The sequence below is a fragment of the Limnochorda sp. LNt genome (genome assembly GCF_035593265.1).
Taxonomy (GTDB): domain Bacteria; phylum Bacillota; class Limnochordia; order Limnochordales; family Geochordaceae; genus Geochorda; species Geochorda subterranea.
On sequence record NZ_CP141614.1, the window covers coordinates 2126783 to 2152541 of the forward strand.

The following is a 25759-nucleotide window of genomic DNA, read 5'->3' on the forward strand; positions in this document are numbered from 1 at the left end:
CTCCCGCTCCCCCTTCAGGGCCCCCCGGCCGGCGTCGCCCGCGCCTGGCTCTTCTGCGCGCTGTCGGGGATTCCCGCCAGGAGGGCCGGGCTGTAGGCCAGACTCCATCGCTGCCTGTAGCGCTCGACCTCCGCTTGCCACCGGGCATCGTCCCAACCCAGGGCCGGCTGGACGATGCCCCGCAACTGCTCGAGCAGCGCCGCCGCGCCCTGCGGCAACTGAAATCCCAGCCGGACGCGCCGCAGGAGGAGATCGTCGAGGTGCACCACGTTTTCCCGCTCCGCCGCCCAGCGCACCTCGGCCCACAGGGTGTTCGTCCCCGGGATGGCCTCGAGCTCGCCGGGGCGGGCCGAGCGCACCAGCACAGCCGCCTGTGCCCCGTATCGCCCCACGAGGCGCAGGCGCCGGGCGTCGTCGAGTTGCTCCAGCTCGGCGGGCAGGGGACGCTGCGCAGCGGCTGGGGCTGCCCGCCCGGTATCACGGCGGCCCAGGCGCCGGCGGGCCCTGGCCATGACGGCGCGGGCCATCACGCCGAAGGTGGTCAGCTTGCCACCCGTCACGGTGAGGAGTTCCTCGTCCCAGATGGCGTAATCCCTTGGTTCTTGGGAGGGATCCTTCTTGCCCGTTCCCACGACCGGCCGCACTCCCGAAAAGGTAGCCTGTACGTCCTCGGCCGTAATGTCGAGGGAGGGAAACAGGTGCCTCACTGCCGTCAGCAGGTATTCCCCTTCGCTCGGATGGATGCGGGGTTCGGCGTCCAGGCCCTCCCGGTGATCCACGTCGGTGGTACCCACGAGGGTCAAGCCCTCCCACGGGAGCACGTACAGGGGCCTGCCGTCCCCGGGGTGAAAGAGGTTGATCCCCACGGCGACGGGCAGCCGCCACCCGGGAAACAGGAGGTGGCTGCCCCTGAGCAGGCGCAGCCGGGGCCGCTTGCCCAGCCGAGCCCGGAAGGAATCGGCCCAGACCCCGGCGGCATTGATCACCACCCGGGCTCGCACCTCGGCGGTGCGACCGGTTACCAGATCCCTTACCACCACACCCTCCACGGCGCCGGAGCGGGTGCGGCACAGATCCTCCACGGGGGCGTAATTGAGGGCGACGGCCCCTGCGGCCACGGCACCGTCGATGATCCGCAGGACCAGGCGGGCATCATCGGTAAGGGCATCCAGGTACCAGAAGCCCCCCTGCAGCCGGTCCGGACGGATGTGGGGGGCCAGTGTCCTCAGCCCGGCAGGGTCCAGGTGCCGGTGGTTGCGGCGCATCGCCATCGCGTCGTAGAGGATCATCCCCACGTCCAGAAGGTGCCGCCCCACCGGGTCGCCCCGGTAGCAGGGCAGGACCAGCGCCAGGGAGTTGACCAGCCCCGGCATTTGCCGGAGCAGGCGCTCCCGCTCCCGCACCGAATGCCAGGTCACCCTCACCTGCCCCTGCTTCAGATAGCGCAGGCCGCCGTGCACGAGCTTGCCCGACCGGCTCGACGTCCCCGACGCGAAGTCCCCTTGCTCCAAGAGGGCCGCCCGCAACCCCTGGCGGACGGCCTCCTGCAGGATGCCGGCTCCCGTTATCCCGCCGCCGATGATCACCACGTCCCACGGCTCCGCCAGGGAGGCCCAGGCTGAGGTACGATCCGGGCTCACGGTGCCACCTCCCGACAGACCAGCTTGCCGGGGTTCATGATGCCGCCGGGGTCGAGGGTGCGGCACAGGGCGCTGAGGAGATCCATCCCGAGGGCACCTTTTTCCGCTTCCAGGTACGGCAGGTGGTCGATGCCGACCCCGTGCTGGTGGCTGATGGTCCCGCCGCAGGCGACGATGGCCCGGCTGGCCGCTGACTTCAGCACCTGCCAGCGCCGCAGGTTCTCTTCGGGGTCGGGGGAGAGGCGGAAGAGGTACGTCGTGTAAACGTTGGAGCCGTGCCGGTAAACGTGAGAGAGGTGGGTGAAGACGTACACCTTCTCACCCTGGTCCGCCAGCCCGCCGTGAAGGGCCTGCTCGATGGCCTCGATGAGGCGCGGCACCTGGGTCCAAGTGCCGGCGGTCTCCAGGGTGTCTACGGCGTAGCCCATCTCCCACAGGGTGTTGCGCAGGTAAGGCGAACGAAACCGATGCTTCACCCACTCGTGGCCGAACCTGCGGCCGGCGTACACCCCCCGGTGGGACCCGGCTATCGCGAGTGCCTGGCGCAGGGCGCGCCGCACCCGGCCTCTGGTGCCGGAGACGCCCAGGATCAGCATGCACTTGCCGGAACCCGCCCCGCGGAGGGCCAGCCACCGCTCGAGGAGGCGCATGAGCTTCTCGTGCCCCGCCAGCACCAGGCTGGTGGCTGTTTCCGCCGGCATGCTCAGCCGCAGCATCGAAAGGGGCACGTCCGACTGCACCATCTCCCGGACTGCCTCAAGGCCGTGTTCGAACTCAGGGAAGAAGACCGCGGCAAACTCCTCGGCTTGCGGTAGGGGACGGACGCGGACGGTCACCTCGGTGAGGATGCCCAGCCGGCCTTCGGAGCCGAGGACTGCCTGCCGCAGATCCGGGCCGGTCGCGGAACCCGGAAAGGGGGGAAGGAGCAAAGTTCCGGCAGGTGCCTCCATCCGGCCGCCGGCGAAGAGGTCCTCGATCCGGCCGTAACCGAGGGATTGCTGCCCCGCCGAGCGGGTGGCCACCCAGCCCCCCAGCGTGGAGTACTCGAAAGATTGCGGAAAGTGCCCCAGGGTGAAACCGCGGGCCCTGAGGCAGGCTTCCAGATCCGGCCCCTTCACCCCGGCCCCGAACGTGGCCAGGTGGCTGCGCGCGTCGAAGTCCACGAGCTGGCTCATCCGCCCGAGGTCCACGGACAGCACCGGATCGGCGCCCGGGAGCACCGCCAGGTGGCCCACCACGCTGGTGCCTCCGCCGTACGGGATCAGCCGGGCCCCCGCCGCTTCGGCATACCGAATCAGCTCCCGCACCTCTTCATGGGTGGAGGGAAAGGCCACCCCGTCCGGGAAGGCGGGGACGCGGCCGCTGCGGGCCGCGATCCAGTCCGGAAGGCTCTGCCCCAGGGCGTGGCGCACCCTTTGCTCAGGGTCGGTGCTCACCAGAGGGTGGGGCGGGAGACGGGAAGGCGGCACGCGGGAGACCACCTCGGGCAGGGTCGCGTCCCGGGGCGTCATGCCCGGCCCCAGCATGGCCTCCAGGAAGTCCCATGCTCCCGCCGGCACCGGGTAGGTCACACCCTCATCGCCCCAGCCGTTCCAGCGCCTCACGGCCAGCCACCTCCAGCCCTGCGCCGCGTCGTGCTCCGCTGCGCTGCGCCGCGCTGCCGATTGGTCGAGAGGCTCTGCGGGGCGTCCTCACCCCGCGCCCGCCGGCGCGCCCTCCAGACGCGGAGCTGCGGCCGTTGCTTGCCACAGCCGGACACTCTCGTGCATGGCTTCCGCGATGACCGAGGCAGCTCGCTCGGCATCGCGCACCATGGCCGCCTCCAGCAGGCGACCGTAAAACCGTAGCGAAGCGGCCCGGTTCTCTGCACGGGCGAAGTACTGCCGGGCCGCCCGTCCGTACAGGGCGGCGAACCCGTTCAGCAACAGCGGGAACACGTAGTTTCCCGAGAGCCGGGCCAGGTGCACTTGCCATTGCCAGTCAAAGGCGGCGAAGGCATTGGGGTCGTCATCGAGGGCGTCATGCCCCGCAAGCACCGCCACCACCCTGGCCGGACTGCGTGCCACCGCAGCCCGGCCGAAGGCAGGAGCCAGCACCGCCCGCACCTCCAGAAGCTGCGTCACGAAGTCGTGCGACAGGCGGTCTGCTTGCCGCGCGAGCCGGTCGAGGACGTTGAGGTTGCCTTCCTGCCAGAAGTCGTTGACGGCGGCGGGCTGGCCGGGGCGAATGGTGACCCACCCATCTCGGGCCATCCGCTGGAGGACCTCCCGCAGCGTGGGGCGCGAGACGCCGAGTTGGGCGGCCAGTTCGCGCTCGGCAGGCAGCGAGGCCCCCGGCGGGTAGGTCCCGCGCAGGATGGCGCCGATCAGGTGGTCCTCCGCCTGGTCCGAGCTGCGCCGGCCCCTGCGGGGATGTTTGCCAGCGCCCCGCGCCTGCGTACCTCCGTTGTGCGGACTGGGCTTCAGCCCGTCCACCCGGTTTATGCCTCCCTCTGGTGCGCCGTCCTGCGCCGTACTCTTGCCCGCATGGACGTCGCCTTTACGCCCTTGCCACCGCCGGAGCGGACGAGGATTGGTTTGACCACCAAGCTATTGTGGTCTGACCAATCCGCCAGTAGTTTAACGGTTCGCCATCCTTTCGTCAAGGCCCGTGGCGGGCTGGTAGCTGCAAGTCCCCGTCGCGCCAGCCCAGGACACCCCGAGGCTCAAGCGCCGCGCAAGCGCCCCGACGGGGGCTCGCATCGCCCCGTTGCGATCGAGAACCTGAGCAGGGAGACGTCTGGGGCTTCCTTCCGAGGACCGTTGCCTGGGCGTGGGCTCGAGCAGTCCATCTGTGTGGTGACGGTCGCCGAGGAGTGCAGTGTCGTTTGACGCACGCCGGCCCCTGCGGAGCTACGTCCCAGCGGGGCCCACCGGACGGCTCTCCGTTACCTACCCGCGCTACCCCGCCAGGGTCGCCGACCCCTCCTCGACGAGGTGGCCGGCCAGCAGGCGCAGGTAGGGGCTGGGGCTACGGAGCTTGCCCTCGTGACGGGCGTGGCCGGTCAGGATGAGGTGGCGCCGAGCCCGGGTGAGGGCCACGTAGAGCAGGCGGCGCTCCTCCAGCTCCCGGCCGTCCTTGATGGAGCCGTAGTTGGGGAACTCGTTGTCCGACAGGCCCGCCACGACGACCACCTCGAACTCCAACCCCTTGGCCTGGTGCACGGTCAGCACACGCACCCGGTCATCCTCGGGCCCGAGCCGGTCCACGTTGCGGGCCAGGGCGGCGAACGTGAGGATGCCTTCCAGCGACGCCAGGGGGTCGGCCGCCGGGTCGTCTCGCTCCACGAAGACCCGCCGCAGCTCGGCGACCTCCTCGGCGAGCGGCAGGAAAGCCCGGCGCAACCCCTCCACCGCCTCGCGCCGCGCCGGGGCGGTCCGCTCGACGTCACGCAGCAGCCGGGCCAGCAGCTCGAGGGTCGCCCCGACGTCGTCGGCTGCTCGGTGCGTCGGCCTCGCGCTCGTCCCCAGCCGTTCGCACAGGCCCTGCAGGGTTAGGTCGGGGCCCCCGACGAGCCGCCGCGCCATCGCGTAGGTGTCGACGACCAGCGGCAGCTCCGTCGTCTCGGTGTCGAGGACCACCACCCGCCCCCGCCGCACCGCCTCCAGCAGAGGCCCGAAGGGGTCGCCGGCGTGCAGGGCGGCCAGGTCGGCGAAGTCCGTGATGCGCAGCCCTTGGGCTTCGCCCGCCGCGGCCCTCGCCAGCGTCGCCTCTCCGATGCCCCGAGCGGGCCGCTACAGGACACGGGCCAGGGCGTGACCATCGGCCGGGTTGACCAGCAGGCGCAGGTAGGCCACGGCGTCCTTGACCTCCTGGCGCCGGAAGAACTCGCAGGTCTCGACGGTCAGGTGCGGGATGCCGGCGCGTTCGAGGGCCTGGGCGATGGTCTGGGCGCGGTGGTTGGGCCGCACCAGGACGCCGACGTCCCGCCAGCGCAGCGGCTGGCTGGCCCGCGCCTGCTCGGCCTGCAGCCGCAGCAGCCGGGCGGCGACCCAGTCGGCTTCGGCCTCGGTGCTGCGGGCGAAGTGGTAGACGATGGGTGTCCCCGGCGGGAGATGGGCGGCAGGCCGGGGCCGGGGGCGTCGGCCGAACGTCGCGGCCACCACGTTGGTCGCGTCGAGGAGGCGGCGGGTGGCGCGGTGGTTCGAGGTCGGCGAAGTCGAGGGCATGGTGCGCCGCCAGGGCGGCCTGGTAGGCCTCGGCCAGCTCCCGTGACGGCGTGTCGAACCCGGTGAAGAGGGCTGGGAGGTCGGGCGGCCAGCGGAGCGCGCGGGCGGGGGCCGTCACCTTGGCCCGGCTGATGCCGTCGAAGAGAGGGCCGGCCTCGCTGAGGGAGCGCCCCGTCACTGCACCGGCCCCATACACCTGCTCGCCGTTTGGGAGTCCTCAAGGCAAGGCTGACCCGGCCAACCCCTTCCGCTCGGCAACGAAGTACGCCGCTCGCTCGAAGCTCGTAAAGAGGTCGCAGTGCCGTCGCTCAAACTCTGGTCGCAAGCTATCCGTCAGCACCCTGTCTCGGCACAGGAACACGGACTCGTGCTGATGGTGCTCCAGATCCTCGAGCACGGATGCTGCAATGATCGCGTCAGGGTATCCAAGATCAAATTCATCCTGGTACCTTCGGGCGAGTGAATAGACGGAATGTGTAATGGGGAGGACCTGGGCACAAGCCATAATTCTATCCAGCATCGTGTAAAGGCGACCGTACTCGGCTAGGTTTACCTCATCGAGTGCTGCAATGGCCTGCATGACGAGGGCTGTCGCACGCCGGCCGGTCTCGTTGGTCGCCCTGTGCAGGTGCTTCCGTTCTTGCTCAAGCGACCGACGGACGTCTGAGCGTCTTGTCACCTGCCTAGTAACCCGGTAGAATGGCTCGAGCAACGCAAACGACGGTAAGCGAAGAGATGCCCCGCCTTGTTCGACGAACTCGAGAACCCGTTCGGCGGAGGCACACTGTTCCTGGTCGAATATAAGCTCCAGAATGAAGTTCGACTCGATGTAAACTACCATCCGTGCACCAGCCGGCTGCTGTGCCTACGCCATTCGCTCAAGGCGAACGTCCCCACCCGCGATCGCGTCGATAAACCCACTCCGCTGGAGTACCACTCCTGAACCTGGCTCCCGTCCGTCTCTACCAAGCGCCAGGTCAGACAGCCATCGGTTGACCACGTACGCGAGGCTAAGATGCAGCAGGCCGGGCTGGGTCTTCAAGCCGCCGTAGTGTGCCACAATCTCGTCCATGGGGAAGGAGACGTGGTCGTGCCACTTAACTTGGCCGCCCGACACCTGCCACAAGTACCCCGCAGTCGGCGTGAGAAGCAGGAGATACCGCACCGAGGGGGGTAAGGCATCGGGGCTACCCCACAACCGCGCGGCGAGCTCAGACGCGACAGCAGCCGACACGTCACGCTTACCCTTGATCTCGACGATGGCCACTGCCTGCCCGTACTTGTCGTACACGACAATGTCATAGACGCGATGGGATAGGATCATTTGCCCGGAACCACCCGCCGATATCGCCCGGTGTCTCGGGCTGCCTCAATTATAGGCGCACTCTCGCGGGATCGGCAACCGCACGAGAGACGCGTCCGGCGACTGCTCCAGCCCCGCTAGCTCACCAGCCGCGGGTTGTGGTGGGGGCCGCGGGCTGCGGGGAAACCACAGCTCCGCGTCTGCATCCGACTGACGGTCGGCGCATTAAGGGATCGTGCCAGGGGCGTCGGGATGTCTGATGGGCCACCGCTACCCGGCAGAGAGGGTCTCTTGCAAGGGGTGGCTACCCGGACTGCGACGAGACGAGGTGGCGGCCGCGTGTATCCCTTGTACGGATGGTGAAGACAAGGGAGGTTCCTACCGGCCGGCTAGGTAAGGCGCATCCCACGAGCACGGGGACGGAGGCGGTACGTCGCGGCGATGGCTGGGCGAGTTCCCAGACGACGGCGGGCCAACGGTTCCTCGGGATACCCACGGAAAGCGTAGGGCTCGACGGATGGGCCGGACACCGTCCATGCTCCCGGGTCCAGTGGGTCTTTCTCATTCCTGGCTACGGTCCGACCGGGCTCGAGGACGATGGATGTGCCCGCGCGCCTGAAGGTCAAGGGTCTGCTGCCCGGATCGGATAAACGTCATGTACAAACGTCATGTACAGCGGACGTTCTTTGTACATGCGGCTTCGCGCACGCTCGATGCCCTCCAACTCCCCCGGTCGCAGTTCGGTGCTGGGGAAGAAACTCACGCAGCAGCGCCGCCAGTACCGATACCGGGAACGCGGATTCGACGCTCGCCGGGGGTCCGTCAGGCGCTCCAGGAGCGGCCGGAAGGTCTCGGCCACCTGAACCAGCCCAGGCTTGTCGCTGGTGTAGTCCAGGCACTGGCGCGTCGCGCCGAGAAGGATGTCGATGAGTTGGATGAAGTGGCTCTCGGATGCGAAGTTCTCCTCCTTGTGATGGTCCGTGTCGATGAAATGGATCCGGCCTTGGTCGAAGAGAATCCCCGGCTCATCCTGTTGGAGACGCCACATGGTGTGCCATTCGAAGAGGTCGTCATGCTCCATCTCCGACCGGTCGTGGAAGATAGCTACGACCCGCACCTGGCCCACAGAGGGGTCGCTGAGGAAGAACCCCTTGAGCACAGAGGCTACCGTCGAGCGGAAGAATCGGCTGTAGATGCGCCGTTCTTGCTGCCATCCTGACTGTCCGAAGGCTTCCATACGCAGCTTCGAGAGGTTGAGCCCCAAAATGTGGAAATGGAAGCACTTACGGTCGTCGCTCAGCACGAGCTCGACCCACCGCCGGGCGAGGTGGACCTTGCGATGCTGGGTCAACTCGGAGAAGTGGGGCTCTCCGTCGTATCCCACTTCCTGCCGGGCATCGGTGAGTTCGCGCAGCGCATCGCCATGGAGACGCTCGGGGATGGCCAGGACTCCGATGTACATCCACCGTTGTCCGTTCGCGGGACTCGAGAAGGGCTTCACTTCGTCAGCATACAGACGCACCGCTACTTCCTCCGCAGGATTGTCGACGCCAAAGAGCAACCGCCCCACCCCGCTTACCTATCCAGAAGATTCGGGGAACACTCAGTTTGCCGGGTGGTTACCCATACGGTCGCCCAGGTTGCGGGGCACGGCGAGGGTCACGTCGAACCCCTGGACGGAGACCACCGTGGCCTCGTATGCAGCGCCCGGTCCAACCACGAGTTGCACCGGCGAGTCGTTGGGCAGATCCAGCTCTGAGTCTGCCAGGAAGGTGTAGAGGAAACGGCCGGCCACCGCGGCGACGAGGCGGCCGTCGCGCAGGGCGTGGCGGTTGGAACCACCTCCCTGCTTGAGGGCAGCGACCTCCTCCTGCAGAGCGGCCAGCAGTTCGTCGGTACCCGTATCGAAGTTGCTTTGTGAGTTCAGCTGAGCCTCACTCCCGTCCAAGGCGCCCGTTGGCTTCTGCCAACCTGTATGTGGGCGGCGCTACTCTCCTACTGGATCTCGTTCCCGTCGACACCTCTTTTCAGCAGGACGGCTGGATGCTCCTTCCACCGGGGTCAGATGCGTCACTCGCATACGCGGGTGCACAGCCCCGATCGCCTGCTTCCCGGCGCCCGCGTGGGGCGGCACCGAGCACTCCGGGGGAGAACCGGTTAACGTACGAGGGCCTGTGCCACCGCCGCGGCGGCACCCCCTCCCTTGAACGGCGTTACTGATCCCCATGCCGCACGACGGAGGATCCCTGCGAACAATGCCGAATTTCCTCACAGGAACCGGATAGCGACTTCAGTTGGCGCATCCGCCTTGGCTGGCCATCGTGTCGACCTGCAACGGCGTGAAGAAGGAGGAGGTGGGCACTTTGGCAACAACGGTATGGGTGTCGGAGGTGACTGATGGTGACACGTTCCGAGCGAACGGGCGGTACTTCCGTCTAGTCGATGTTGACTGCCCGGAGCTGCACCAGCCTGGGGGTCAAGCCGCAAAAGAGCGCCTCAGCGCCCTCGTCCTGCACAAGTACGTTGAGTATGAGTCGAGAGGGACCGACTCGTACGGTCGGGTCCTGGCCCAGGTCTGGGTGAACACCACCGACGTGAACGCTGAGATGCGCCGGTTTTGCGGGGGGACGTAGACCCTACGAACGCTTCATGGGCGGCCAGCCAGGCCGGGTCGAAGCGGACCGCCGCGCCGCCCCCACCAGGGCCAACGCGTCGTCGACCAGCTCTTGGAGAAGCTGTCGGCGGGCCTCCGGGTCGTCCCAGTCGATCCTGGACTTGCCCGGCTGGTGGTAATCGGTGCGCTTCAGCACGGCCGAAAGCGGACCGTCCCGCTCGTGCATCCGGGCCACCGCCAGGACCCGCACGACCGCTTTGCGGATGAGGGTGTAGGTGTCCTGCACGGCGGCCCCGCCGTGGATCAGAAAGGAGTCGACGATCTGGGAGCGCTCCGGCGAAAAAAGCCCCGCCTGCTTCGCCGAGGCCAGCGTCCGCTCCAGCATGGCCGTCGCGATGCCATGCTGCAAGAAGCGTCGGCGGTGGTCGCACAGCGTCACCGCATCGATCCCCTCAAAGTCCCGCCCCGCCAGGATGGCCAGCTTCACCCGGTCGTCGAAGCGGGATTCCTGCTCCATCTCCCGGTCCGAGTAGCCCTTCTCCACCTGGATCAACAGCGCCAGAAACGTGTGGACGGGGCTCACCGAAGGCCTTCCGGTGCGGGCGTCGAACAGCGGAGCAAACATCGATTCGTCCAGGTTCTGCACCGCCCAGTCGTGGAGTCGCCACCAGTAGGAGTCCTTGGGGATGCGCTGTCGCCAGGTGACGTCATCGAAGGTGGTCTGCCGGTTGCGCCGGCCCAGCACGCCGTTCCACTCCCTGCCCGGAGGGGGTTTCCAATGGCATCCTACCACGGAAATAGGCGTGAACGCAAGGATTGTGAAGCAAGACAAAGCAATCCTGCAGCTATGCAGCGACGTTCTCGCTCGTTGTCTAGGAGCCCCCGTCAACTCTTATCGTCGGGTTTCCATTCTTCAAACCTCATGAGCTTATACCATCACGCGCCTGCCAGCAGGGCTGGACCATCCGAAAGACGGCAGACACCGGGTCCTTTGAGAAAGGTCCCACGTGATTGCCGAGCGCGACGCCAACCTCCGTATCTTCGAAGTCAAGGGTTACCCCTCGCCCGTCTACCACCACGGCCCCAAGAAGGGGCAGCCCAAGAAAGCCTCTCTCGGTCTGCAGGCTAAACACTGGTTCGCTGATGGGTTGTTCTCGGCGATCGTGCGACAAACGGCCGCGGCAAGGAGGGAGTGGCTGCAATGCGGTTAGCTGCCACAGATCTGGACGCTCGACTGTCGACCTTCGTATCCTTAGCCGGAAGTTCAGCAAGCCCGATATCCCTCAAATCACGGCAATGACGCCAACGGAGTGGGATTCAAGCGTTCAGGCTTCTGGCTACGCCAGGGGAACCCCCAGCAACTGGAAGATCCGCTGGTGCAGCGGCTCGGGCTCGCCGAGCATCTGGATTTCCTGACCGGCCACCTCGACCGTGTGGCGCTGCAGCGTCTCCAGCTGCATCATCAGCCCTTCGAAGGACTGACGAGGGTCCTCCGCCAGCAGGGGCTCAAGCGCCCGCTCCATGTGCCAGCGCACGTACAACGCCAGCATGCACAAAAAGGCGTGGGCCCGCACCCGGTCCTCCAGCCGATGGTAGACCGGACGCAGGTCCAGGGCGCTTTTCATCGTGCGGAAGTTTTGCTCCAGGGCCCGCAGCGACTTGTACGTGGCCTGCACCTTGGCCGGCTCCATCCGGTCGGCCGGCACGTTGGTGCGCAGCACGTAAAACCCGTCCAGCTCCGCCTCCCGGGCGATGGAGGCCTCCTTGCGCCGGAAGGCGAAGTGGCCGTCGCGGATCTCCAGCTGGAAGTGCTTGCCCACCTTCCAGCGCCTCAGCACCTTGCCCACGGCCACCCCGATCTCGTCGGCCGTCAGGGGCTTGCGGCGGCGACGGCGCACCCGGGCTTCGATTTTGGCCAGCTCCCGCTCCGTGGCCAAAAGCAGCGCCTCGCGCTTTTGCCGGCGCTCCTCGGCCACCAGCGGATTGTAGCAGACCACCAGCCGCTCCCCGGGCCGCTCGGGGTCGGCGATCTCCGCCAGGTCCCGCCGGTCGAACAGGCCCGGCTGAAAGAACCCTTCATCCCGCAGCTTCTGGATCTCCGGCGCCCGCAGGGCCGTGATCCACCCGAAGCCCACCGCCTCCAAGTCGCTCAATCGGGCCTTGACGATCATGCCCCGGTCGCCGACGAACACGACGTACTCGATGCCGAACCGAGCCCGGACCCGGGCGATCTGGGCCCGCAGCGTCTCGGGATCCCCCACGTCGCCGGGGAACACCTCCACGGCCACGGGACACCCCTCGTCGTTGGTGAGCAGCCCCACGCAGAACTGCTTCTTGCCCCGCTTCTTGTCCCGGTTGTACCCGAAGCGGGCCAACGGGCAGGTCTTGCCCTCCAGGTACACGCTGGTCAAGTCGTAGAGCACCATGGCGTTGGGCGTCAGGTGCCGGCGCGCCAGCTTCGCCTCGATAGCGGCCTGACGGGCCAGCAACTCGTCCATGGCCCGGTAGACGTCGTTGACGTCCTCGCCGTTGTGGGGCAACCGCAGAAGCTGCGGCAACGTGGTGGTCGTCCACCACAGGGTCCCGCCCAGCTTGGAGGAGGGCCGCAGGATGCGCATGACGACGACGGCCAGGGCCAAGCGCACCCAGTCGGCCGAGCGAGAGTAGAGCACCTGGTCGAGGCCCAGCTGGCGGATGGTGCCCACGACGGCGGCGACGGCCCCGTGCTGGCGGGACTGGCGGATCTTCACCGTCTGCGGCACCGGCGCCACCGGCTCGCCCCGCAGGGCTCGCCGGACCAGCTCCAGGACGGCTTCCGGCAGGTGGGAGAGGTTGGCGAGGGTCCGATGCTTCACCTTGCCGCCTTCCCGGTAGGTCTGGCGCAGCAGGTGGTAGGTGTAGACCTTGTCGCCCTGCCGGCGGCGGATGGTCTCGATGTGCATGGCACTGGATACGCGTCTCATGGCTCAATGGTAGCACATGACAACTTCCAAGGCAATACGTTAGGGCCATACTCTTGGCTACATTGGCACGCGTTCAACCTGTTTGAATGCTCACCGCTATGCGGGTCTCACCCGCTGCCAGCCCCTGAACTTCCGCTTAGCGGCAGCTGCGGTAGCCAAGGAGGACGCGATCCTACGGGGCTGTCTGGACGCGTGCACGGAGGAATATGGCTTCTACAAAGACTGGCCGCACGGGATAGCGTGCCTCTACGAACAGTCCCTGATCTACGTCATCGTGCGGGAGCTGCTGAGCTCGCGCTTTCCCTATGAGATCGGGTGGGAGCAGCCTTATCCGAGCCATCCCACGACCCGAGCCGACCTGTGCATCAAGGCAGACGACCAGCTGTTGGCCTGCATCGAGTCCAAGGTTTGGTTCAGCGAGGACGGAGCCGAGATCAAGCACGACCTCGTCAAGATGGCCTCTCTCCCGCCCGAGGTGCGGCGATTCGTCCTGCTCCTGTTCTGGAACGAGAGGCTCGAGCAAATAGACGAGAACGTCAACTGGCTAGACAACACACTCGGCCTGATACCGGTTCCCACCATCGCCCTACAAGTTCCGCACGAAGGTGCTGCAGAAGGGCCAACCCCTTGACGCCTTCGCCGCCATCGGCCTGTTTGAGCACACGGGATAGCCAAGGACGCCCGACGGGCCCCCCGTCCGGCCACCTCGGCCGAGACAACTCCGTGCCCCGTGTGGCTCGTAACGGACGAGGGCCTGGGGGGCTTCGCTGCGTCGCCTCTACGCCGCTTGCCAGGTGGCCCTGCGGCCCGGCTTCCGCACCGTAGCCGTCAACGCCGAGGCAGGGCCTCATCGACGTCGCCCGCCGTGCGTGGCGTCGGCGAGGAGGGGCTCGCAGGGCCATGTGGGTGCCCTACACTGCCCACGCCAGCGCCCCCAACAGGACCGCCACCACCAGCGCATGGCCCATTTAGGGTCTCCTCCGGCGGGAGCAGGCCGCGCCCGCCGAGGATCGGCGAGAGGATGGCCACGGCCAGGGCGGCGGCAGCGGCCCGGTACAGCCCCACGCTGACGACATAGGTCATGCGGGCGCCGCGTTGGGTCGTGTCCCGGGCCGGACGCTGACGGTCGTGCGAGGACCGGAGGCACCCCCGGGCCGGACGCCCGCCCGACGCAAAGGGCGGCGCTCACGTTCCCCTGGGATGTCAGGGCCGGGCCCTTCGCCGCCATCGTCGAGCAGGAAGTCGCCGGGCTCCGTGGTAAGGGTGTGGCCATCCCCTCCGCAGAGGTGGAACAGGTATGCGTGAACGAGACGGATCCCGCCTTCGGCGCCCCCGGCACGAGATGCCCGGCTTTCGAGACCCGCCAGAAGCGCCTGCAACAGATGCTGGACGAGCTCGTCCGCGGGGACGTCTACATGAAGATGCCCTGGAGGCCTTCACGCATCCGGGCGAGCGTGACTCGGGCCTTCGTGCCGTCGGGTCGTGGAGCCGGCTGAGCGGAGCCAGGCGACGCAAGCTCTGATGCGCAGCACCAGGTTTAGGGAGGCGCTGGCCGCGTACGCCTTCCTTCGGCCTCGTCGAGGAGATCCCGCAGCCATACGGCCTCGCCAGCTGCGCGACGGCAGAGCTCCCGGTCGTTGCTCAGGACACGGACGTCGGGCTCCCTGGCTCGACACACCAGGTACTCATCGACCACATCCCCCTCGCCTAACGCCTGCAGGCTCAGGGCGGCGATGACGCATTCGCGTTGCTCACATTCGATTTCCGGCGCCTGGGCCAGATGAAGTACCCTCTCTGCGGCCTCGGCGGCAGGGAGCTGAAAGACTTTCCCGTGCTCCAGGGTGGCCACCGTCTCCAACACCACCAGGGGGGTCAGCAGCAGGCGGTCGCCGGCAGCTATCGCCTGGTCGATGAACGCATCCAGCGCTCGATAGAGCTCCTCGAGATGGGGGTCGGCAGGTGTCGCCGGGGCACCTTGGTGCTGCCCCGGGCGGGTGAGCAAATACTCCGGGCGGGTGAGCAAATAGATGACAATGTTGGTATCCAGCAGCCAGGTGGTCATCCGCCCGATGCCCCGCGTCCATCGCTCGGAGGGCTACCCTGTCGTAGCCGGGACGCTTGCCACCGCTCGGCCAGTCCCCGGCGCCCCTCTCGGATGGCCTGTCGAACCGTCTCGTCGTCCAGGGGGCGCCGGGGCTTGACCAGCCCCCGGAGGTCCTTGAGCGACGTGGGGCGGGGAAGCACGATGATGCGTGCCTCTCGCTCACCGACCACTTCCACCAGGAGGTCGTCCCCGACCTCGATGCCCAGCCGCTCGCGGACGGCCTTGGGCATCGTGATCTGCCCCTTGGGGAGCACTCTCACCACACCCATCGGATAACAGCCCCTCGTCAGCAGTCTAACTCCTCCCTACAGCACCTGTCCAGATCGGATGCCTCCCCCTCGAGTAGGAGTTTCGACGTCCGGTAGGACGATTATGCGGGAGCCTCCGAACCGTGAACGGCGCACGCACCGGTCCAGCGCTGGCCCGGGAGAGAAGTCGACACGAGGCTTTCCGAGAGCTTCTGGCGGCCCTCCACAAGGAGGCGGAGTGGAGACCGCCGCAAGGCGTCGCGATACAGCTCTACGGGAAACTCGACCCGGGATTGAAAGCGCTCCGCCAGGGTGACGAAGATGATAGTGAGAGGTTGGCCGGGGGCTCCCGGGTCAGCGGGGACAAGACACACAGGCCTCCTGGTATCAGATCGAGTCGTAGCTCGCTGTGCCTTGGCATGGGGGGTGTCGCAATGAACAAAGCAATTGTGGCAGCCTTGCTCGGCGTGGCTCTTTGGGTAGGGTCGACCGGCCCAGCGTTCGCGCAAGCAACCGCGAATGGGCTCGACTCGACGGCTCTGGTGCACCGACTCCTCGAGGCGTATCGCCAGGAGCAGGGACACTTCACGCTGGGCCTGGACATCCTGACCATAGGTTCGATACGGAAGGACAGGGCTCTTGGCTACCCGAGATCGGCGATCGGTGCGAACCTCGGCTTGGGGGTGACGTGGAGGAACTACTCCCTCCCGAGCGAACTCGAGGTGCAGGCCGCCGCTGAGCGAGTCGCTACACGTTACGCCCAGCTCGGCCTCGATCTCACCTGGGACGAGTACAGGAGAGAGGTTCGAAGGGCTCTCGACCGTAGCTGGTTCCGATACTTCGGTGTCAACACGATGGCGCTCATCATCCCGGCGGTAGAGTTCGGATGGACATACGACACTGCCGGTGTTTCGGGCACTGGGGCAGGGATCGACGTGGGCGTCCTCTGGGGTCTGTCGACCCTGCTCTTCCCGGCCCCGTACGTCGGGGTGACCTATAGCTTCTAGTTCGGCGGCGGCGTCGGCGCCGCGAGTCGATTGTTGACCTCTCCACGGGAGCCCTGGCCGACCTCTCGTCCGCGCTGGAGCGCTGGTGCCGTACGCCTTCCCCCCGGAAGCGGGAGCCGCACCCATAACGGCTCCGGGTCCCGCCCCCGCCGCACCGGCACTGGTCGAGCCTGGAGCGGCCTCGTTACGAGATGCCCGCATTCGTAAGCAACGCGCTGGTGGCGCAGGCGCCGGCGGCCGCGAGCTGCCGCCCCCACGTCACTCCTTGAGCCCCGTCGTCGCCACCGTGCTGGTGATCCGCCGCTGGAAGAGCACGAACAAAGCCACGGGCGGCAAACTGGCCAGCACCAGCACCATCAGCAGCTTGTCGGGCCCGAAGCCCTGCATGGTGGCGCTGGCGGCCTGCAGCGTGTAGATCTTGACCATCACCGTCTGCAGCGCATCGGAGCGAAGCACTAGAAAAGGCAGCAGGAAGTCGGACCAGGCCGCGTTGGCGGCGAAGATGGCCACGACAGCCAGGATGGGCCGGGAGAGGGGGACCGCCACCTTCCAAAACATCTGCAGCCCGTTGCACCCGTCGATGCGGGCTGCTTCGAACAGCGCCCTCGGCAGCCGGTCGAAGTAGGTGGTCATGATGAGGAAGTAGAAGGGATTGGCGCCGAAGACCAGCCAGAGCGGGATGTACGAGTCGATGAGGCCCAGGGCGACGATCTGCCGAAACAGGGGCCCCATGTTGAGGATGGGCGGGATCATCAGGCTGCCCATCATCAGCGCCGTCACCAGTTTGTGGCCCGCCGGCCGCAGCACCGAGACCCCGTAGGCCAGCAACCCGTTGACCAGCACCGCGCTCGCCACCGCGCCGGCCACCACCCACAGCGAATTGAGGTAGTACCGGCCGAAGGCCAGGGTCTGCCAGACCTGGGCCGCCTTGCGCAGGTCCACCTGATCCGGCAACAGCGTCAGGGGCGTCCGGTAGAGCTCGACGGGGCCCTTGAAGCTGGACAGTGCCAGCCACACGACCGGAAAGAGCGCCACCACCGCCGCCATCGCGAGCCCGCCGAAGAGCAGCACGTAGAGGAGCCGGTGCCTCGCCAGGCGGTAGTCGCTGGCGACGATGATCCCTTCGGTCTTGGCCCGGAGCCTGCCGATGGCCCTGGGCCTGCCCGCCGCTCTGAGCCTGCCCACCGCCGCGAGCCCGCGCATGGCCCCGGGCTTGCCGACGGCGCCGGCCTTGCCCGCCGCCCCGAGCTTACCCATGGTGCCCCGCCCTCTTGGTCGCCCACCAGTAGCATGCCGTCAGCACCAGCAGCGCGACAGCGACGATGACCCCGAGCGCCGCCCCGCTGGCCACGTCGCCGCGCACGAAGACGTAGCGGTAGATGAGCTGCAACAAGGACAACGACGCGTTGTTGGGCCCGCCGCCCGTCATCACCAGGGGCTCGTACAGCACCTGGAAGACCGAGATGATCTGGAGCACCAAGAGCATCCGCACGGTCGGCGCCAGGCTGGGCAGGGTGATGTACCGCACCCGCTGCCACACGTTGGTGCCGTCCATCCGCGCCGCCTCGTAGTAAGTGGCATCGATGCTCTGGATGGTGGCCAGGTAGATGAGGGTGGTGGCCCCCGCCGCCTTCCAGGTGAGGGCGACCACGATGAGGGGGATCACCCAGGTGGGGCTGCTCAACCACGGCTGCGGCGGCAGGCCCACGGCGCCCAGCAGCCCGTTGAGCATGCCGCCCGGGTCGGGGTCGTACAGAAACTTCCACAGCAAGGCCGCCGCCAGCCCGGGCACCACGTTGGGCAAGTACAGAGAGGTGCGAAAGAACGTCCGCAGGTGGATCACTTCGCTCAGGAGCAGCGCCAGCGCGATCGGCACCGGGAAGCCCACCACGATGGACCAGAAGACGTAGAGGCCCGTATTGAGGAATGCCCGCTGAAACTGCGGATCCCGCAACACCTGAGCGTAATTGTCCAGCCCCACGAAGCTCTGCTTGGTGTAGCCCTGCAGCTGGTAGAAGGAGAGGGAGACATTGGAGAGAAGCGGCAGCCAGACGAAGAAGACGAGCAGCACCAGCCCGGGCAGCATGACCAGCCAGCCCGCGAGGTTGCGGCGGATGAACGACACCCCTCCAGCCTCCTAGCGCAGCTTGCTGAGGTAGTGGGTCTGGAAGGTGTTGTTGGCGCTGGTCAACAAGGCAGCCGGGTTGGCATTGGGGTCGGCCAGCACCTGCTGGATGACCGCGTCGAGGATCTCGTACATCTCCTGGGTGTAATGGGGCTCCTCCGGCCTGCGCATGACCGGCAACAAGTCGTAGAAGTCCTGGAAGTTGGGCATGTAGACGTTGGCGTACTGCGCCTCGATCTCCCGCGCGGCCGCCCGGTACTCCTCGTTGACCCAGGGACGGATCTCGGGCAGGATGGGCATCCCCTTGTCGATGGCCGTCTTCATCCCCCGGCGCAGGCTGGACAGCGCCACCGGCGAGGTCTCGGGCGAGCGCCCCATGTACTCGAGGAAGCGCAGGGCGCCCATCACCTGCTCATCGGTCGCGTTGGCCGCGAACATGAACGGGGTGCCCCCGAAGAGGGCGTAACGATGGCCCCGCGGACCGGCCGGCATGGGAACGAAGGCAAGGAGGTCGCGGTCCATCCCGAAGTTGGTCACAGGCAACGCGATGGCGTCGCTACCCACGAAGGCCATGGCCGCCCGCCCGGTGCCGATGTAGCTGTACCAGTCGGAGTAGGTCAGTGACGTGCTGGCCGGCAGCGCCCCCGCCTCCCACCGCAGCTCCTTGATCCACTCGAGGGCCTCCACCGCCTCGGGCGCGTTGAGGTTGGCCACCCACCTGCCGTCGGCATCCTGGACCTGCAGCCTGGCGCCGAAGTTCCAGGCGATGTTGGAGAATTGCCAGCCCCCGGTGTTATTGGCCGACAGGATGATGAGGCCGGCCACCTCCCGCTCGAACTGGTCACGCATCGTCTCCGAGATGTACCGGGCCGTCTCGGCCAGCTCCTGGAAGGTGGTCGGGTAGCGCGGCGATCCGTCGGGCCCGTGGATGTCCAAGATCCCGTCGCCGTTCCAGTCGTCGACCAGGCCGACCTCTTCGAAGATTTGCAGGTTGATGAGCAGGCCGAGGCCATAGCCGTCGCGCGGCACGCCGTATACCTTGCCGTCACGGGAGAGCATCTCCCGCATGACGGGGTCCATCTTGTCGTACCATCCCAGCTGCTGCAGCTGCGCCGTGATATCCCGCACGAAGCCGTTGTCGATCAGCTTTTGGGGCTCGGTGAACCAGGTCTGGAAGACGGTGGGCGTCTGCCCGCTCTGGGCCATGGGGAAGAAGGTATCGGGCGAGTAGGTGTAGGGCACCCCCACGATCTCGTACTGCGGGTAGTCCGCTTCGAAGAGCCGCTTCCACTCTTCGAACATGGCCACGTCTTCGCGCAAATAGGGCTCGGGCCACATGCCCACGGTGACCCGGATCTTGGTCGGCTCCTGGCCGCAGCCGGCCAGGACGAGGGCAAGGACCAGGGCCATGATGCCGATGGCCAGGATCCTGCTTCGCATGAGCAACCCCCACACCCCGATGCCGAGAGGCCTGGCGCTCAACTCGACGTCGTGAACGTGGTCCACGGTTGGCCCGTCTCCATCGTAGACGACCGGCCCGCCGTACGGCATGGCGCGAAAGCGCAAAAAGGGGGCACAAGTCTACTGACTTGGATGGCTGACATGGATGGGCGAGCGATACCAAGCGTGGCCGCCTCTGCCAGCGGGTGCCCCTCCGCAGGACCTGGCCCCCGGCGAGACGTATCCTCCGCCAGGGGAGCGGCAGCGCCAGATGGCAGTCGATGACCGATGTCGGACGTTTCAGGCTCTGACCAGGCGGATCGTCGGCTACGTGCTGTTGTCGGCCGCTCTTTTCACGGTGGTGCTGTCGACGGTCTCGTTCCTCTTGGTGAGCCGCAGCGCCCTGCGCACCTTCCGCGCTTCGGCGGAGGCCACCGTCACCCAGCGGGTCGAGCGCAGCGCCATGGCCATCGCGGCGGCCCAGGCTTCGGCCGTGCAGATCTCCCATAACACCGCCGTGCTGGAGGCCCTCGCCAGCGACCAAGCCAGCCCGGCGGTCAAACCCCTGCTCGACACTCTGAAGAACACGTCCTTCGGCATCATCGGGCTCACCTTGTACACCCCGACCCGAACCTACACCACCAGCGGCATGGCCGGCGTGCCGACGCTGGCCGAGATGCTCCAGGAGCCGCAGATCGCCGCCTTCGTGCGCTCCGATGAGCCGAGCTGGCTGTCGGTGCGCACCTCCCACATGGCCCACATCTACCAGGATGTGCGCTACGACCCCAGCTTCGGCATGATCACCTACATCGTCCGGCTGCCGCAGGGGTTCCTGTTCATGGATCTCCATCCTCGCTACATCTACCAGAGCTTCTTCGACTACCGTGAGCATCCCAACTTCGCCGGCATCGAGACCTACATCCTGACCTCCCGAGGCACCTATCTGCGATCGCCGTTCAACCAGGAGGAGCATGCCCGCTACCTCTCCGAAGCGGTCCCCGGGGCGACCACCCTCTCCCGGGATCGGCGCTTCCTCATCGTCGCCCGCCCCTTCGCCGCCCCCGGCTCGCAGGTGGTCAGCCTGGTCCCGCTGGAGCCGTATTACCGGCGCATGCGGGCCTTCCTGCTCCTGCTGGTCGGGTGCGCCGGGCTGTCGGCGCTCGCCGCCTGGCTGCTGGGCCGCTACCTCAGCAGCACCATCGTCGGGCCCCTCATGCGCTTGCGGGCCAAGATGCAGCGCTGGAGCGCTTGATCTTGAGCACCACGCGAGTGCCCTCGCCGACGGCCGAGAAGACCTGGACCCCGCACTCCGGCCCGTACTGCAGCTTGATGCGCTCGTCGACGTTGCGGAGCCCGTAGCCTCTGGCCTTGCCGGGGGCCCCCGACGGGGCCAGCAGGTCGGCCGGCGGGTCGAAGCCGACGCCGTTGTCGATCACCTCGAACCAGACGTGTTCGCGGTCGCCGTATGCCTTGATCTGGAGGTGGCCTCCCCGGTCCAGCAGCGAGACCCCATGCTTGATGGCGTTCTCCACGACGGGCTGCAAGATGAGCTTGAGGGTCAGCTCCTGCTGGACGTCGGGCTCGACCAGGTACTCGACGGTAAACTTGTCAGGAAAGCGGATGAGCTCGATGTCGATGAAGTGCTTGACGAGTTCGATCTCCTCGGCCACCGTGATGAACTTGTCGCCCTTGTGGAGGCTGATCCGGAAGAATTTGGCCAGCGCGATGGCCAGCCGGGCGATGTTGGGCTTCTTTTCGAGCTTCGCCATCCAGGCGATGGCGTCCAGGGTGTTGTAAAGGAAATGGGGATTGATCTGCATCTGCAGAGCCTCGAGCTCGAGCTTCCGCTGCGCCTCCATGCGCTCCTCATTCTTGCGCATCAGATCGGTGATGCGCTCCACCATCTCGTCGTAGGTGGCCTCGAGCTCCCACAGCTCGTCGCGCACCCGTCCCGAGGCCGGCTCCTTTTGCCCCGTCTGGGAGAAGCGCCGCAGGCGTCGGACGAGGCGATGGATGGGACGGGTGATGCCGGCCGCCAGAGGCATCGAGAGCAGAGCGGCTCCCAGGGCCATGACCAAGCCCAGGCCGAGGTTGTACCGGTTGAGCCGGATCACATCCTGCAGCAGGGTATCGTGGGGGATGACGCTCACGATGGTCCAGTCGAGTCCATAGCGTTGATGAAGCGGGCCGAGAGGGGTGGCGATGACCAGCACCCGCTCGCCGTCGATGGTGCGCACCTGCCGGTCAGCCGGCCAGGCGCCCCGCAGGGCACCGGCATCGACCAGGTGCGCCCCGACGTGCAGCCCGCGGGTGTGGGTCACCACCAGCCCGTCGCCGGTCACCACCAGCGAGTAGCCGACCCCATTGGAGACGGCCTCCGCCAGCTTCCGCAGGGCGGTCTCTCGGATGAAGAAGAGCACGGCTCCCCTGGCTGCGGCCGCGGGGTAGTTGACCATCCGCTTGCCGATGACCACGAAGGCCTCGCCGCTTTGATCGAAGACGACGCCGCCCGGCTCCACCAGGCGGGCGGAGGTGAGGATCTGCGGCAGCAGGCGGCGGCCGACGCTCCCACCGTCGCCAAAGGCGTCGCCCGCCATGCTGTAGACCTCGTCGCCGAAGAGGAGGCGCACATCGCCAAACAGCCCGTGGTTGACGCCGACCCGGTCCATCATCTGGCGGAAGAGACGCGCCTTGTCCGCCGGCCCCAGGGTGCCGTCCTGCAGAAGCAGGAAGAGCTCATCACTCAGCACCATCCGGGAGTAGAGCAAGTTGAGCTCGTCGAGCACCATGACCAGACCGCTGGCGGCCTCCCCATGCCGCGCCGTCACGTCGTCGAGGACGAACCGCTCCATCCCCCTGGTGGCTGCCACGCGCACCACAAACCAGAAGGCCGCCGTCAAGACCAGGAACATCACGATGACGGTGCGGCCGATGCGGGATGAGAGGCTGCCACGGGGTGCCCGGCTCACCCTCGGTCAACCCCTGTACTGGCTCGGAAGGAGCCCGGTGTGTTTGCGAAACACCTGGCTGAAGTACTTGGGGTCGCTGTAGCCCACCCGCTCGGCGATCTCGTACACCCGGTACTTCCCTTCCCGCAGCATCTTCTTGGCCATCATCATGCGGTACGCGGTGAGACACTCGTTGAAGGTCAGGCCCACATTCTCCCGGAAGAGGTGCATCAGGTACGACTCGCTCACGTGCAGGTGCGCGGCCACGTCTCGCACCGTCACGTCCTCGGCGTAGTGCTCCGCGATGTACCGCATGGCGGCCAGCACCTGAGGCTTGTACGGGCCGCCCTCGGCTCCGTAGCGCACCACCGCGTTGACCAGGGGAAAGAGCTTGCTCCGCGCCGCCTCTCGAGCCTGGCGGTAAGCGGCCTCCACCCCCGATAGGTCCGCGTACGCCTGGCTGATCCCCACCGTGACGGTGGTCGCTGCGCCGGCCTGCTCGTATCGGGCGACCGCCGCTTCGCACACCCGCTGCACCAGGTCGCCATCCTCCATCCCCGCCAGCACGACGAAGTGCGACTCGAGCAGCACTCCCAGATGGGGAACGCCTTGCTCCCGCAGCCCCTGCTCCAGCTGGTCATGCAGGGCGCGCACCGCCTGTGGCGCCCCCTCGCTATCGCTCGAGTCGGGGTCGGCCTGCCCCACGATGAGGTGGCCCCGTCGACCGATGGGAAAGCCGTAGGCCTCCAGGACCTCCTGCAGCTCCCGCGCACCCGAGGCATCCCCGGCGATGAGCTTGAGCAGCAGGCTCTGCGCCACCGACGGCAAGACCTGCTGCCAGTGCTGATCACGCCGGGTGGCCCGACGCCTCTGCTCCAGCTGCTGCAAGGCGCGCCGCACCGTCTCGATCAGCTCGTCGTCGTCGATGGGCTTCAGCAGGTACGCGAAGGCGCCCCCCTCCAGGGTGCCCTTCACGTAGTCGAACTCCTTGTATCCGCTGAGGATCACCACCGCGCAGTCGAGGCCCAGCTCCTGTACCCGCCGGACGAACGCGATCCCATCCATCACGGGCATGCGCACGTCGCAGAGGATGACATCCGGCGCGTGCTGGAGGGCCAGATCCAGCCCCTGCTGCCCGTTGGCGGCCTCGCCCACCACCACGATGCCGTGCCGCTCCCAGGGGATCGCCTGGCGGATCCCCAGGCGCACCAGGTACTCATCGTCGATCACGAGCATCTTAAACATCGATCCGGCTGCCCCCCCAGCCCTACTATACCGAAGCCCGTCCCTTCACCCCCTCGGGGCAAAGGGACGGGCCGGTATGGGTCTGGCGGAGCAGGTGCGGCCCCGCGTCAGTCGACGGCGTTGGCGAAGAAGATGGTGTCGATCAGCAGCCGGCCCGAGCCGCCATAGAAGAGGTCGAAGCCGCTGACCGTCTCCGTCAGATTGCTGGCTGCCAGATCCACGATCAGGTCCATCCACCCGTCTGGGGAGATGTACGGGTAGTCGGGGTCGTCGAGCGGCGGCGTCGGCAGCCCTCGCCCGCTCTTGAGACCGCCGTTGGCCCAGACCACCACGCTGCGGGTGCCGTTGGCGTCGATGGTGGAGAGGCGGAAGTTGTCGAGGGAAGCTCCCTGCTCGCCCTTCACTCGCAACACCACGTAGCGGTAGCGCCCGTCGTTGACCCGCGTGCTGGCCGAGGTGTACTGGATGTAGTCCGGATTCTGGGTGCTATCGAAGACCAGCGCCCCGTCTTCGATGGAGAGCCGGTCCATCCCCGCATAGGCGATGATGAACTGCAACCCGTGCTCCAGCGCCACGGGGTTGTTGGGATCGTACTCGGGGGTGGCCCCGAGCACAGGGCGCTCGAAGTCGTCGAAGACCAGCACGTCGCTCAAGTCGAGCACCGGGTACTCCGTCGCGATCTCCGAGGGATCGCAGGCCAGGTTGGTGAAGAAGATCTGGTCGATGTAGACCAGGCCATGCTCACCTGGCTTCGACTCGAGGCGCAGGCCATGCACTGCCGGATCCCAACCGTTGGCGGCGAAGTTGACCACCAGATTTTGGAACTCCGTCGTCAGGGCAGGCACCCTCTCACCGTCGGGCCCCTTGAGCTCCGACAGGGCGATGCCCTTGCCCAGGACTGGCTTGCCGTCGACCATGTACAGCGGGTAGACGAGCAGGTCCTCGCCACCCTCGGCGCCTCGGATGCGCAGCACGAAGTTTTCGTACCGGCCCGCCGCGTTGCTGGCGCGGTCGGCGCCGGCGGCCATGTAGACGCCCGGCCGGGTGGTGTAGTCGAAGGCGAGCCAGCGGCCCACGATGAAGCTGCCCGGCCCGGCTCCCCGCCACCAGATCTCGGGGGCCGCCTCGGAGACGTTCTCGCGCTCGAAGTCGTCGAGCAGGAAGTTGTCAGGGGTATCGACGTACCCGAGGGTCACCGCATCCCGGCTCCAGTACACCTCGCGGATGTCGAGGATGCCCGATCCCCCACCGGTGCTCCTGGCCATCAGGTGAAAGCCGGCCAGCCGGCGATCGGCGGGGAGAGTCTCGGGGCCGTAGCGCCCCGGGAGGCGCTGGAAGACCCGCCCGTCCAGGGAGTTGGCCAGGTCGATGACGTAGACCTGGTACTCGTCGGTGAGCTCGGGCAAGGGCTCGAAGTCGGGGTCGAAGAGGTCGACGAAGTCGACGTCGATGTCCGCGTAGTTGTCGTCGTATCGGAAGGAGAGGATGAGATCCTCGATGGAGGCCCCCTGGCTGCCCCGCATGACCAGCACCAGGAAGTCGTAGGCGCCTTGGGTGTTGCTGGGGGAGGCCACCTTGTAGATGGGCGCATCCTTGGTGGTGCCCAGCGTGGTAGAGTAGGCCGCCCGCAGGAAGCCGTCCCGCTCCGTCAGGCGCACGTCGCTCCCCTCGGCGGTGGCCCACAAGAGGCCCGTCCCCTCCACAGCCGTCAAGATGGGACGGGTGAAGTCGTCGAACATCTGGTCGAATCTCGGGTCGAACGCTCGGCCGGTATAGGCGCCACCCTGGCGCACGGGAGCCCTGTCGGTGGCGGCCGCCGATGCCTGCTGTGGCCCCAGCCCGGCCGTCAGCGCGAGCGCCAGGACCCAAGCCCACACCTTCCCGCTGCCCTTCCTCATCGGCCTCACCCCTCCT

Annotated in this window: 23 protein-coding genes and 1 pseudogene; 6 read left to right on the top strand and 18 right to left on the bottom strand. The window is 67.2% G+C overall.

Translation table 11 applies throughout. From position 1 onward, the window contains the following. Nucleotides 1-14: 14 nt before the first annotated feature. The 8 genes and pseudogenes from VLY81_RS10120 to VLY81_RS10155 form a co-directional block, all read right to left on the bottom strand. Nucleotides 15-1640 (bottom strand): glycerol-3-phosphate dehydrogenase/oxidase, encoded by a 1626-nt coding sequence (locus VLY81_RS10120; RefSeq protein ID WP_324668039.1) that lies wholly within the window; start codon nucleotides 1638-1640, stop codon nucleotides 15-17. Further along, the gene (locus VLY81_RS10125) at nucleotides 1637-3244 is read right to left on the bottom strand and encodes an FAD-binding oxidoreductase (protein WP_324668041.1); all 1608 of its coding nucleotides are present in this window, start codon (nucleotides 3242-3244) and stop codon (nucleotides 1637-1639) included. The genes VLY81_RS10120 and VLY81_RS10125 overlap by 4 nt, the downstream gene beginning before the upstream one ends. Before the next feature lie 87 nt (nucleotides 3245-3331). Beyond that, a complete protein-coding gene (fadR, locus tag VLY81_RS10130) occupies nucleotides 3332-4114 on the bottom strand; it encodes a fatty acid metabolism transcriptional regulator FadR (protein ID WP_324668043.1) in 783 nt (260 codons plus the stop codon). A 465-nt stretch (nucleotides 4115-4579) separates the two neighbouring features. Then, nucleotides 4580-5785 (bottom strand): annotated as a pseudogene (locus VLY81_RS10135) (3'-5' exonuclease). Nucleotides 5786-6065: 280 nt separating this feature from the next. Beyond that, a complete protein-coding gene (locus tag VLY81_RS10140; protein WP_324668044.1) occupies nucleotides 6066-6689 on the bottom strand; it encodes a PIN domain-containing protein in 624 nt (207 codons plus the stop codon). A 24-nt stretch (nucleotides 6690-6713) separates the two neighbouring features. Beyond that, entirely contained in the window at nucleotides 6714-7139 is a 426-nt protein-coding gene (locus VLY81_RS10145; protein ID WP_324668045.1) for a hypothetical protein, read from the bottom strand. Nucleotides 7140-7773: 634 nt separating this feature from the next. After that, entirely contained in the window at nucleotides 7774-8613 is an 840-nt protein-coding gene (locus VLY81_RS10150) for a hypothetical protein (protein ID WP_324668046.1), read from the bottom strand. 141 nt (nucleotides 8614-8754) lie between these two features. Continuing rightward, entirely contained in the window at nucleotides 8755-9099 is a 345-nt protein-coding gene (locus VLY81_RS10155; RefSeq protein WP_324668047.1) for a hypothetical protein, read from the bottom strand. Between the two features lie 391 nt (nucleotides 9100-9490). Between VLY81_RS10155 and VLY81_RS10160 the strand changes: the two genes are divergently transcribed. Next, entirely contained in the window at nucleotides 9491-9784 is a 294-nt protein-coding gene (locus VLY81_RS10160; RefSeq protein ID WP_324668049.1) for a thermonuclease family protein, read from the top strand. Nucleotides 9785-9787: 3 nt separating this feature from the next. Here VLY81_RS10160 and VLY81_RS10165 read toward each other — a convergent pair whose 3' ends face one another. Next, a complete protein-coding gene (locus VLY81_RS10165; RefSeq protein WP_324668051.1) occupies nucleotides 9788-10510 on the bottom strand; it encodes a transposase in 723 nt (240 codons plus the stop codon). A 262-nt stretch (nucleotides 10511-10772) separates the two neighbouring features. Here VLY81_RS10165 and VLY81_RS10170 point away from each other — a divergent pair, with 262 nt between their 5' ends. Next, nucleotides 10773-10976: a hypothetical protein gene (locus tag VLY81_RS10170; protein ID WP_324668052.1), complete on the top strand. Its 204-nt coding sequence runs from the start codon at nucleotides 10773-10775 to the stop codon at nucleotides 10974-10976. 126 nt (nucleotides 10977-11102) lie between these two features. Here VLY81_RS10170 and VLY81_RS10175 read toward each other — a convergent pair whose 3' ends face one another. Further along, the gene (locus tag VLY81_RS10175; protein WP_324668053.1) at nucleotides 11103-12728 is read right to left on the bottom strand and encodes an IS1634 family transposase; all 1626 of its coding nucleotides are present in this window, start codon (nucleotides 12726-12728) and stop codon (nucleotides 11103-11105) included. 274 nt (nucleotides 12729-13002) lie between these two features. Here VLY81_RS10175 and VLY81_RS10180 point away from each other — a divergent pair, with 274 nt between their 5' ends. Beyond that, entirely contained in the window at nucleotides 13003-13359 is a 357-nt protein-coding gene (locus tag VLY81_RS10180; protein WP_324668054.1) for a hypothetical protein, read from the top strand. A gap of 670 nt (nucleotides 13360-14029) precedes the next feature. Further along, the gene (locus VLY81_RS10185; RefSeq protein ID WP_324668055.1) at nucleotides 14030-14224 is read left to right on the top strand and encodes a hypothetical protein; all 195 of its coding nucleotides are present in this window, start codon (nucleotides 14030-14032) and stop codon (nucleotides 14222-14224) included. A gap of 41 nt (nucleotides 14225-14265) precedes the next feature. On the opposite strand, the gene VLY81_RS10190 is transcribed toward VLY81_RS10185, so the two are convergent. Together VLY81_RS10190 and VLY81_RS10195 are read right to left on the bottom strand one after the other, a co-directional pair. Next, entirely contained in the window at nucleotides 14266-14790 is a 525-nt protein-coding gene (locus tag VLY81_RS10190) for a PIN domain-containing protein (RefSeq protein ID WP_324668056.1), read from the bottom strand. After that, entirely contained in the window at nucleotides 14787-15101 is a 315-nt protein-coding gene (locus VLY81_RS10195) for an AbrB/MazE/SpoVT family DNA-binding domain-containing protein (RefSeq protein ID WP_324668057.1), read from the bottom strand. Before VLY81_RS10195 ends, VLY81_RS10190 begins: the two co-directional genes overlap by 4 nt. Nucleotides 15102-15223: 122 nt before the next feature. Here VLY81_RS10195 and VLY81_RS10200 point away from each other — a divergent pair, with 122 nt between their 5' ends. Further along, the gene (locus tag VLY81_RS10200; RefSeq protein WP_324668059.1) at nucleotides 15224-16087 is read left to right on the top strand and encodes a hypothetical protein; all 864 of its coding nucleotides are present in this window, start codon (nucleotides 15224-15226) and stop codon (nucleotides 16085-16087) included. A gap of 258 nt (nucleotides 16088-16345) precedes the next feature. Here VLY81_RS10200 and VLY81_RS10205 read toward each other — a convergent pair whose 3' ends face one another. From VLY81_RS10205 to VLY81_RS10215, 3 genes are read right to left on the bottom strand one after another with little or no spacing between them, the layout of a single operon-like run. Next, nucleotides 16346-17344, bottom strand: coding sequence for a carbohydrate ABC transporter permease (locus VLY81_RS10205; protein ID WP_324668060.1), 999 nt, complete (start codon nucleotides 17342-17344; stop codon nucleotides 16346-16348). Then, on the bottom strand, nucleotides 17337-18212 hold the full coding sequence (locus tag VLY81_RS10210; RefSeq protein ID WP_324668061.1) for a carbohydrate ABC transporter permease: 876 nt from the start codon (nucleotides 18210-18212) through the stop codon (nucleotides 17337-17339). The genes VLY81_RS10205 and VLY81_RS10210 overlap by 8 nt, the downstream gene beginning before the upstream one ends. Before the next feature lie 12 nt (nucleotides 18213-18224). Next, complete coding sequence (locus VLY81_RS10215; protein ID WP_324668062.1) at nucleotides 18225-19718, bottom strand: ABC transporter substrate-binding protein; 1494 nt, start codon at nucleotides 19716-19718, stop codon at nucleotides 18225-18227. 205 nt (nucleotides 19719-19923) lie between these two features. Here VLY81_RS10215 and VLY81_RS10220 point away from each other — a divergent pair, with 205 nt between their 5' ends. After that, on the top strand, nucleotides 19924-20904 hold the full coding sequence (locus VLY81_RS10220; protein ID WP_324668063.1) for a hypothetical protein: 981 nt from the start codon (nucleotides 19924-19926) through the stop codon (nucleotides 20902-20904). Here the strand turns inward: VLY81_RS10220 and VLY81_RS10225 are convergent. The 3 genes from VLY81_RS10225 to VLY81_RS10235 form a co-directional block, all read right to left on the bottom strand. Next, nucleotides 20864-22621: a sensor histidine kinase gene (locus VLY81_RS10225; protein WP_324668064.1), complete on the bottom strand. Its 1758-nt coding sequence runs from the start codon at nucleotides 22619-22621 to the stop codon at nucleotides 20864-20866. The two genes, VLY81_RS10220 and VLY81_RS10225, sit on opposite strands and share 41 nt — an antisense overlap. Nucleotides 22622-22627: 6 nt before the next feature. Next, complete coding sequence (locus tag VLY81_RS10230; protein ID WP_324668065.1) at nucleotides 22628-23845, bottom strand: response regulator; 1218 nt, start codon at nucleotides 23843-23845, stop codon at nucleotides 22628-22630. Between the two features lie 107 nt (nucleotides 23846-23952). Continuing rightward, entirely contained in the window at nucleotides 23953-25743 is a 1791-nt protein-coding gene (locus VLY81_RS10235) for a hypothetical protein (RefSeq protein WP_324668066.1), read from the bottom strand. Nucleotides 25744-25759: the final 16 nt, after the last annotated feature.